We start from the raw sequence: 10232 nt of genomic DNA, 5'->3' as shown, positions 1-10232 counted from the left end.
CATGTCAAACCCGGGTAAGGTTCTTCGTGTAGCATCGAATTAAACCACACGCTCCGCTGCTTGTGCGGGCCCCCGTCAATTCCTTTGAGTTTTAACCTTGCGGCCGTAGTCCCCAGGCGGTGAACTTATCGCGTTGGCTTCGGCACCGGCGGCTTTTACCCCGCCGACACCCAGTTCACATCGTTTACGGCTAGGACTACCGGGGTTTCTAATCCCGTTCGCTCCCCTAGCTTTCGTGTATGAGCGTCAGGTGCAGTCCAGGAGGCCGCTTTCGCCACTGGTGTTCCTCCCGATCTCTACGCATTTCACCACTACACCGGGAATTCCATCTTCCTCTTCTGCTCTCAAGTCCGGTAGTATTGAACGACCTCTCCCAGTTGAGCCGGGAGATTTCACGCCCAACTTACCGAACCGCCTGCATGCGCTTTACGCCCAGTGAATCCGGATAACGCTTGCCTCCTACGTTTTACCGCGGCTGCTGGCACGTAGTTAGCCGAGACTTATTCCTGGGATACTGTCCTTTCTCATCTCCCAGAAAAGCACTTTACGATCCGAAGACCTTCATCGTGCACGCGGCGTTGCTGCATCAGGCTTTCGCCCATTGTGCAATATTCCCTACTGCTGCCACCCGTAGGTGTATGGACCGTGTTTCAGTTCCATTGTGGGGGGCCACCCTCTCAGGTCCCCTACCCGTCGTAGCCTTGGTGAGCCGTTACCTCACCAACTAGCTGATGGGACGCAGGTCCCTCCCAAAGCGAATTGCTCCTTTAGTCAACGATTTCTAAACTCGCAGACCACATGCGGCATTAGCAATCCTTTCGGACTGTTATTCCACACTTTGGGGTAGGTCACCCACGCGTTACTCACCCGTTCGCCACTAGGATACTCCTCGTATTGCTACAAAAAGCACCTCGTTCGACTTGCATGTATTAGGCACGCCGCCAGCGTTCATCCTGAGCCAGGATCAAACTCTCCGCAAAAAATTTTTTCACTCTTGCGAGTGTTAGTTTACGGTTTTTTTTACTGGATCGACAGAGTTGTTGCTTCCTATCACTATTCAGTTGTCAAGGTGCTGTTCGGCCTGTCAAATCATCGACAGACGAAAAACCGATGTTCGCTTTCAACATCGGCTCGTCAGACTGCAAAACCAACAGGCTTGTGTCTCTGACTGGAGACTGCTTGCTCAATTTTCAATGATCTGTCAGGGGGACGAGATCCATCAACGTACTGCGAACGCTGATTATATGCTTTTCGTTGACTTTGTCAATAGTCGTCAGACAAATTAACCTTAAAAAATTGCCCTTTCATTCCAATCTCGAACATGGGATTCGATCAACTCCACCGCCCGACTCGCGCCATCCTCGCCTCGCATCTTTCGACGGGCGGCTTGGGCGCGCTCACCTGCGGCTGGACTCGAAGCCTCGGCGATCGCCCGCGTCAATCGTTCAACCGTGAGATTCTTTATAAGAATAGGTTTTGGTCCAGCGCCGATCGCATGAACACGTCTTCCCCAAAACGGCTGATCGCCAGTGAACGGCACAACAATATTTGGAATCCCCGCGCGCAACCCGGCAGAAGTTGTCCCTGCCCCACCATGGTGAACGACCATCTTACAACGCGGCAACAACCAATCATGCGGAGCGGATTCGAGATACAGCAAATCTTTTGACGAAGATTGATTCACGCCTCCCCATCCCGAAAGGATAATTCCGCGATGATTGGTTTGCTTCAATGAATCACGAACGATCTCATCAATTCGTCTCGCATCACGATTGACCATACTCCCAAACGAAACGCAAATGGGTTTTTCTCCTGATTCCAAAAAGGATTGCAACTCATGTGGTGGTTGATAGGATGAATCAACAAAGTCGAAATAGAAGTATCCCGTCACGTGGACATTTACCTTCCACTCTGCCGAAGGGGGTAAAACGCTGGGGCTCCACGCGCACAGGATCAAGGTTGGAGGGCGAAGCGGATCATCGTCAAACGGGAAATAAAGTTTCCGCTTGGGCAATCCTGCGCGGCGGCGGACTTGTTCATATCCAAATGTGGCAGTCCATTTTGAAATTCGACTGGAAGCATAGTGTGAAAAATAATTCAACGCGCGGAGTTTCAGATCGGGCATGGCGGCGTTGGGATAATCGCCCGTTGGCGTGAACATCGGAAAAGTTTGGATGTGAACGTCGGGGATATTTTTTTCGCGGGCAATGGTGTGCGCACCGACCGCGTGCGCAAACGTGTGGATGATGAGGTCCGCATCGCGGCAGGCTTCATCGGTTTGACGCGCAACATCGGCGCCGATGGCTACGGCATGATCCATCATCTCGCGCATTTGTTTGAACGGATTGAAACCGACATTGTTCAAGCGGCGACTCAAATCTTCGGGGTCGCCTGCCAAAGGGACGAACGAAATGCCGTATCCCTCAATAAGGTTTTTGAAGCGATTCGGCGCGGCAAGTTTGACTGAATGCCCGCGAGCCATCAAGCCGAGCGAAAGCGGAAGAAACGGTTGGACGTCGCCGCGCGAGCCGTAGGTGAGGATGGTGATGTTCATTTATCGTTTTGGTTGATCGTTCTTTCTTTCCAATTTCGCGCGTGTGACTCGATCAATTCTACCGCGCGCATCACACCGTCTTCTTTATAAATGGACTGCCCAAGCGTATGTGCGCGTTGACGAATGTTATCGCCACTCGCTTCGCTGATGGCTTGAGTCAATCGTTCAACAGAAAGGCGCTTTACCAAAATTGGTTTAGGCGCCGCGCCTACCGAGTGGACTCTCCGCGCCCAAAACGGTTGATCGGTCATGAACGGGACGACAACTTGCGGGATGCCCGCTCGAAGACCGGCGGCAACTGTCCCTGCGCCGCCGTGATGGATGAGCATTTTACAGCGCGGCAAAAGCCAATCATGCGGAGCGGATTCGATGTAGAGCAGATCATTGGAGGAATTCTTACGAGCGCCTCCCCATCCCGACAAGATGATCCCACGTTGACCTGTCTTCGTCAGAGCTTCACGAACGATACGGTCAATCTTTTCCGCATCACGATTAACCATGCTCCCAAACGAAACGCAAACGGGAGGTTCGCCCGCATCAAGAAAGTTTTGCAATTCAGTTGACGGTTGAATCGATTCGGCTTTTTCAAAGAAGAAATATCCCGTCACGTGGACGTTCGCCGACCATTCTTTTGAAGGTGGGATAAGGCTGGGGCTCCACGCGCACAGCATCAAGGTCGGAGGGCGAAGCGATGTCCTGAGTTTATCGAAGGGCGATGTTTTGTCAAAGGGGAAATAAAGTTTCCGTTTGGGGAGTCCCGCGCGGCGGCTGATGTGTCGAAATCCAAAACGCGACAACCACCACATTATTTTTATCCCCGCGACGTGCGTGAAATAATTCAACGCGCGGAGTTTCAGATCGGGCAACACAACGCTCGGATAATCGCCCGTTGGCGCGAACATCGGAAAGGTTTGCACGTGGACATCGGGGATATTCATCTCTCGCGCGCGGGTGTGACCGTCAACCATGTGCGAAAAAGCGTGGATGATGAGGTCGGCATCTTTGCACGCCTCGGCGCTTTGCTGGAACACGTCCGCGCCGACTTCGAGCGCGTGCGCATACCCCTCGCGCAACATTTTGAAAATATTGTTGCGGGCATCGTTGATGCGCAGGATCGCGGCGCCGGGATCACCCGGCAAAGGGACGAATTCTATGCCATACCCTTCGACCAAATCCTCGAAGCGACTCGGCGCGGCAAGTTTGACAGAATGTCCCCGTAAAATTAATTTTATAGACAGTGGAAGAAACGGCTGAACATCGCCGCGCGAACCGTAGGTGAGGATGACGATCTTCATGCGAATATTTTACCTTGCGGAAAATGCTATACTCAAAAAGTTCTTGGCGCAGTTGCACTGTCGCATGAACAGATCGCATCAAGGAGACATTATGGCAAAGATTGGCATCCTGCATCCTGGCGAGATGGGAGTTTCCATCGCCGCGTCCGCCGTCAACAACGGACATGAAGTTCGTTGGGTTTCAGAAAACCGCAGTGATAAGACTCGCCGCCGCGCGGAAAAATATAATTTGATTGAAGTTGAATCAATGAAACGGCTTTGCGACTCCGTCGAGATCATCTTCAGCGTCTGCCCTCCACATGCGGCTGAGGATGTTGCGAAGTCGGTGATTGACTGCGGTTTCAAGGGATATTATCTCGACGCCAATGCGATTTCGCCGCAGCGGGCAAAGAGAATTGGAGAATTATTATCCGCCAACAACATCCAATTCATTGACGGAGGTATCATCGGCGGACCTGCCTGGACACCGAAAGAGACCGTTCTTTATTTGTCGGGCAAAGACGCAAAGGTTATCGCCGATTGCTTTTCAAACGGACCGCTCGAAACGAGAATCATCGGTGATGAAATCGGTAAGGCGTCCGCGCTCAAGATGTGTTACGCGGCTTACTCGAAAGGGACAACCGCCCTGCTCAGCGCAATTCTCGCAACCGCCGAGTCGCTCGGTGTGCGCGATGAACTTTACAAACAATGGGATATGGACGACTCCAATTTTTCAGAGCAGGCAAATCGGAGAGCGACGCGCGTCACGGCAAAGGCATGGAGGTTCGAAGGCGAGATGCGCGAGATCGCGTCAACTTTTGAAGAGGCGGGCTTGCCCAGCGGATTCCACAAAGCGGCGGCGGAGGTTTATCGTCGCATCGCGGGATTCAAAGATGCGGCTGAATCTCCAAAGTTGGAAGAGGCGTTAGAAGCATTGCTCAAGTAGCGGGAATAACCAACATGAATCAACACCTTCGCCAAAAATGAGATGAAAAAGAAATACTTTAGCGTTTACGCAGTTGAACCTGTTGCGCCGTAGTTGCACTGCGGCGGCGGCAGTACAACTGCCCGCCAACTGCGTAAGTCCTGTACTTGAAAACCGATGATACCGAAGCAGGCATTCGCACCCCGATCTACCAAGTACCCTGCTCAACCGTGAATTTGTTTCACCAATCAACGTCGTGGCTATTTTGAAAACCAATCTTTTCAGCCAGAAGCAGGCGCATGTGATTTTGTTCGGCGCCGATTCGATAGATCTGGACGAAGATGAAGAAGCGGGTGATAATTCCATTGCGCGTTTTTTATCAAAGAATCTGTTTGGTACAATCCCCCGCATGTTTCGCCGCGCCGATCGCTTCATATATTACCTATTCATCACTCTCGCGCTCGCCTCCTGTTCCCCCTCGGCGATCACGCCCTACCCCACGTACGATCCCTTCGCGCCGGTGACCGGGCAGGCATTCACGCCCGCGCCGCCTCAACCCGGCGAAATCATCCAACCCACAAAAACACCCTCGGGACCCACGCCCACGCGCGCGCCAATTTCAGTGACGATCCCCACGCGCAACCCAAACTCCTCATTCACCGCGCCAACACCCGACGCGCCGCACCCGCTCCCGCCGCCGCGCGAATTTGTCGATCAATACACCGTTCAAGCCGGAGACTCCCTAGGGAGTATTTCTCAAACGTACGGCATCACGCTCGAGGCGTTGATGCAGGCAAACGGGTTGAATGAAGCGTCGGTGTTATCCGTCGGTCAGGCGATCAACATCCCCCCGGTCGTCACGGACCCGATCCCCGGTTCAAAGTTCAAATTGATTCCCGACTCGGAGTTGATCTACGGACCCGCCTCTATTGCGTTCGACCTCGACACCTACCTCAAAAGCAAAGGCGGCTACCTGGGCAATTACGTGCAGGATGTGAACGGCGCCTACCTGAGCGGCTCGCAGATCATCCTGCGCGTCGCGCAAAATTACTCCGTCAACCCGCGCTTGCTCGTTGCCATCCTCGAATATCGAAGCGGATGGGTCACCAACCCCGTGCCGGCGAATGTGGATTATCCGATGGGCTACTACGACGATTATTACGCGGGTTTGTATCGTCAAGCCGCGTGGGCGGCGGATAATTTAAATCGCGGCTATTATTCATGGCGCGTCAACGCCCTCGGCACATTGCCCCTCAACGATGGGACCTACGCGCCCATGGATCCCACCATCAACGCGGGCACCGCCGCCGTTCAATATTTTTTCTCGCTCTTCAACGACCGAGCCACATGGGATTTCGATGTGAGCCAACTCGGTTTTTATCAGACCTACAATGCGCTCTTCGGCTTTCCCTTCGACTACGATATCGCTTCGCATCTCCCAGTGAATTTGACTCAGCCTCCCATGCAACTTCCCTTTACCCCCGGCGCGACCTGGTCCTTCACCGGCGGTCCCCACGGCGGGTGGGATAACGGCTCAGCCTGGGGCGCGTTAGACTTTGCCCCACCGGGCGAAGCCGCAGGATGCGCGCAAAGCGAGGCGTGGGTTGTGGCGGTTGCGGATGGATACATCGTCCGCTCGAACGATGGCGCCGTCGTTCAGGACTTGGATAACGACGGTTACGAACAAACCGGCTGGACCGTTTTATACATGCACATTGAAACCCGCGACCGGGTTCAACCCGGCGCATACGTCTACGCCGGAGAGGTCATCGGGCATCCCTCTTGCGAAGGCGGCATCTCGAACGCGACCCATCTTCACCTCGCGCGCAGATACAACGGCGAATGGATTCCCGCCGATGGGAATCTTCCGTTCACCCTGGATGGATGGGTCTCCAGCGGCGATGGCATTTTATATAACGGCTGGCTCACACGCGGGTCTACCGTCTTGCAAGCGGAAGAGGGGATATTCGAAGGCGTCAATCAAATTTCGAGATAACATCCGCATACCGCGGCCTTGTGGCGCAACAGGTTACCTTGAACTGCTTGAAGGTATAATCCCCATTGTGAAACGCGCGTTTATCATTCTGACCCTTACAACCGTTATACTTTCGTCATGCCGGGGAAATTCCTCCTCGCTATGGGGACAATACCAAACCCCTACTCCTAGTGGCGGACCGGCTGTCGATCAAGCGCCGGTCTTCGAAGCCCTGCCCACGCCAACCACGGCTCCGACGACTCCGCCTCCCCCGTTGACCGCAACACCGACCTCATTATTAAGTTCGTTCGTCACACAGCCGGCGGCGAGTTCCACGCCGACGAATTTTTTAACTCCCACACAACCCGGGGCGACGATTCTGTATTACTCTCAAGACGGCGATTGGCTCCCCGCTGTGGCGCGCAGATATAAGGTGGAAGCGAACGAGATCACCTCCCCGAAGATCCTTCCCGCAGAGGGAATCCTCGACACCGGCACTCTGCTCATCATCCCAGACCGCCGAGATAAAGCGGCGCAATACACATCGCATGCGCAACTCATCCCCGACAGTGAAATTATTTTTTCCATCAGCGCGCTAGACTTCGACGTTGCCCAGTACACGCGGAACGCCGGCGGATATTTATCCACGTACCGCGAATATCTCGGCTCGACCGGTTGGATGACCGGCGCCGCCGCCCTCGAACGCTCGGCGCTGGAAAATTCGATCAACCCGCGCCTCCTGCTTGCCATTCTCGATTATGAGGCGCAATGGGTGCGCGGCGCGCCTTCCGATGACTTTCACAAAACCTATCCTCTCGGCTACGAAAATTTTCGCAACAAAGGCATGTTTCTGCAATTTGGCTGGGCGATCAATCAACTTTCCACAGGCTACTACGGCTGGCGGAACGGGAAACTGACCCAGATCACTTTCGAAGACGGAACCCGGTATCAACTCGATCCGTCTTTGAACGCCGGCACAGTTGCCATCATGTACTACTTTTCGAAACAACACAGTCTCAACGAATGGTTGAGGATCATAGACCCGAACAGCGGCTTCGCGTTATTCTACGCCAATATGTTTGGCGACCCGTGGTCGCGCGCAGATGGCGCAGGACCGATCTACCCGCCCAGCCTCGCGCAACCGGAGATGACCCTGCCTTTTGAAATGAACACCGAGTGGGCATACACCGGCGGACCGCACAGCGCATGGGGCGATGAGGGCGCGCTGGCGGCTGTCGACTTCGCCCCCTCTACCGCCAAGAGCGGGTGCGCGGTATCCGACTCGTGGGTGCTGGCGATGGCGCCCGGCTTGGTGGTGCGCTCGGGGAACGGCATCGTGGTCATCGACCTCGACGGCGACGGGCACGAACAAACCGGCTGGAACATCATGTACTTGCACGTGGCAAACAAGGGACGGGTGACGTTGGGCACATGGGTGGACCAAAACGACCACATCGGTCACCCCTCGTGTGAAGGCGGCATCTCGACCGGCACGCACACTCACGTGGCAAGGAAGTACAACGGCGAATGGATCATTGCGGACGGCGGCATCCCCTGGGTGCTAAGCGGCTGGACAGTGATCGCCGGCGATAAAGCCTACCTCGGCAAACTCGTCAACGGCAATCGCGTCGTCACAGCAGATGTATACGGTCAATCGAAATCGCTCATTGTTCGTGAAGACGATGATAATTAAGAACATTTTTAAACACAAAGGCGACGTGTTGAGCTTGCCGAAACAACACAACGGTCACAAAGAAAATCTGCGGGAAAATATCTTGCTCATCATTCGTCCAACCTTAGAGTACTTTGTGACCTTCGTGTTTAAAGCAGGTTTAATTCTCGCAATCTTTATCACTTCCTGCGCGCCGCGCGAACCGAATACCGCCATCCAAAACATCATCACCCCGCTTGCGCCGACGCTCATTCCCGCGCCGACCTCCGGCAGACCGCAATATCAACCCGGCGAACTGGTGGAGTACATCGCCCAAAACGGAGACAACCTGCCCGCGTTGGCGAAGCGCTTCAACACCTCGGTGGATGAAATCTTCAAAGCGAATCCGATCATCCCGCGCGACGCGACCACCATGCCCGTCGGCTTGCCGATGAAGATTCCGATCTATTATCTTCCGCTATGGGGCACCGAATTTCAAAGCATCCCCGATCACGCCTTCGTGAACGGACCCGCGCAGATCGGTTTCAACGCCAGCGCGTTCGTATCGTCTACCAACGGCTGGCTCAAAGAATATCGCGCGTATGCGGGCGGAAGAAACCGCACCGGCGCCGAACTGGTAGAGTATGTCGCCGTCAACTATAGCCTCAGCCCGCGCCTACTGCTTGCCCTGCTCGAATATCAAAGCGGCGCGCTCACCCAACCCGAACCGCCCAAAGAAAAATACCTGCTTGGTTTTCGCCGCGCGTTTTACGACTCGCCGTATCTGCAACTCGTCATTGCCGCCAATATTCTGAACAACGGATATTACGGCTGGCGCAGCGGCAACCTGACCGAGTTCGAACTCACCGACCGATCCTTAACCCGACCCGACCCATGGCAGAATGCGGGATCGGTGGCGCTTCAATATTATTTTTCACGCTTGCGCTCCGGGGATGAATACCACGCTTCGATCGGACGGGACGGGCTGGCTCGCACCTATTCGGCTTTTTTCGGCAACCCCTGGCTCGATTCCCCCATCGTCATCCCCGGCAGTCTTCGCCAACCGGAGTTGCGCTTCCCGTTTCTGCCCGGTCATGTGTGGGCATACACCAGCGGACCGCACACCGGCTGGGGCGCCGGTCAACCCTACGCCGCCCTCGATTTCGCGCCCGCATCAGACACCTCCGGCTGTTACACCGTGGCGCGTGATTTGTACGCAACAGCCATGGCAGACGGACTCATCGTCCGCGCGGATGTGGATGGCGTGATCCTGGACCTCGACAAAGACGGCGATGAACGCACCGGCTGGGCTTTGTATTACCTGCACACCGCCACCGATTCGCGCGTGACCGTAGGGACAGAGGTAAAAGCCGGCGACCCGATCGGTTATCCCTCCTGCGAAGGCGGCTCGTCCACAGGGACTCACATCCACGTGGCGCGCAAATACAACGGCGAATGGATTCTCGCAGACGGGACGCTCGCCTTCGACCTCGAAGGCTGGGTGGCGGACGGCGAGGAACGCGATGGCACGCTTACGCGAGGAGCGCAAGTAATCACCGCCTGCGAATGTTCCGACTTTGGAACGCGCGTGGAATCTGAGGCGCGTTGATTTGATTCGCTCAGATTACGCAGTAAAGATCGTAACGCGCGATTTTGCTCTTTTCTAAATTAATCGAGCAATAAACTAAACCACTGAGACACAGAGAAGAGCAATAAAAAAAAACTCCGTGACTCAGTGTCTCCGTGGTTCAAAAGAAAGCAGAAGGATTGCTCGGTTTAATTGTTGATCTGCAATATCTCGCGTTTAGGCTGTTCTTGCGCAAGAGCGACATGAATGTCGCATTACGAGAATC

At 54.7% G+C, this 10232-nt stretch carries 6 protein-coding genes and 1 rRNA gene; 4 read left to right on the top strand and 3 right to left on the bottom strand.

The window, feature by feature from the left end:
* The 3 genes from AC16KF_RS07265 to AC16KF_RS07255 all read right to left on the bottom strand — a co-directional run.
* Window positions 1-980: ribosomal RNA gene (locus AC16KF_RS07265) — 16S ribosomal RNA — on the bottom strand; the annotation flags it as partial.
* A 308-nt stretch (window positions 981-1288) separates the two neighbouring features.
* Window positions 1289-2554 carry a glycosyltransferase gene (locus AC16KF_RS07260; RefSeq protein ID WP_484036637.1) on the bottom strand — a complete coding sequence of 422 codons (1266 nt, stop codon included), beginning with the start codon at window positions 2552-2554 and terminating at the stop codon, window positions 1289-1291.
* Entirely contained in the window at window positions 2551-3849 is a 1299-nt protein-coding gene (locus AC16KF_RS07255) for a glycosyltransferase (RefSeq protein WP_484036636.1), read from the bottom strand. Before AC16KF_RS07255 ends, AC16KF_RS07260 begins: the two co-directional genes overlap by 4 nt.
* Window positions 3850-3940: 91 nt before the next feature.
* Between AC16KF_RS07255 and AC16KF_RS07250 the strand changes: the two genes are divergently transcribed.
* From AC16KF_RS07250 to AC16KF_RS07235, 4 genes are all read left to right on the top strand, one after another.
* Window positions 3941-4774, top strand: a complete 834-nt coding sequence (locus tag AC16KF_RS07250) for an NAD(P)-dependent oxidoreductase (RefSeq protein WP_484036635.1) — start codon at window positions 3941-3943, stop codon at window positions 4772-4774.
* Between the two features lie 244 nt (window positions 4775-5018).
* Entirely contained in the window at window positions 5019-6749 is a 1731-nt protein-coding gene (locus AC16KF_RS07245; RefSeq protein ID WP_484036634.1) for a LysM peptidoglycan-binding domain-containing protein, read from the top strand.
* 67 nt (window positions 6750-6816) lie between these two features.
* Window positions 6817-8421 (top strand): M23 family metallopeptidase, encoded by a 1605-nt coding sequence (locus AC16KF_RS07240; RefSeq protein WP_484036633.1) that lies wholly within the window; start codon window positions 6817-6819, stop codon window positions 8419-8421.
* The gene (locus AC16KF_RS07235) at window positions 8411-9988 is read left to right on the top strand and encodes a LysM peptidoglycan-binding domain-containing M23 family metallopeptidase (RefSeq protein WP_484036632.1); all 1578 of its coding nucleotides are present in this window, start codon (window positions 8411-8413) and stop codon (window positions 9986-9988) included. Before AC16KF_RS07240 ends, AC16KF_RS07235 begins: the two co-directional genes overlap by 11 nt.
* The last annotated feature ends 244 nt before the right edge of the window (window positions 9989-10232 follow it).

The sequence above is a fragment of the Candidatus Defluviilinea gracilis genome (genome assembly GCF_057138825.1).
Note: the sequence above shows the minus strand (reverse complement) of the source record. Positions and strands in the feature narration are given on the sequence as shown.

Bases quoted from the DNA above. Each gene is read 5' to 3' on its own strand.
- AC16KF_RS07255 (WP_484036636.1), bottom strand. From the start codon at position 3,849: ATGAAGATCGTCATCCTCACCTACGGTTCGCGCGGCGATGTTCAGCCG.
- AC16KF_RS07250 (WP_484036635.1), top strand. From the start codon at position 3,941: ATGGCAAAGATTGGCATCCTGCATCCTGGCGAGATGGGAGTTTCCATC.
- AC16KF_RS07260 (WP_484036637.1), bottom strand. From the start codon at position 2,554: ATGAACATCACCATCCTCACCTACGGCTCGCGCGGCGACGTCCAACCG.
- AC16KF_RS07235 (WP_484036632.1), top strand. From the start codon at position 8,411: ATGATAATTAAGAACATTTTTAAACACAAAGGCGACGTGTTGAGCTTG.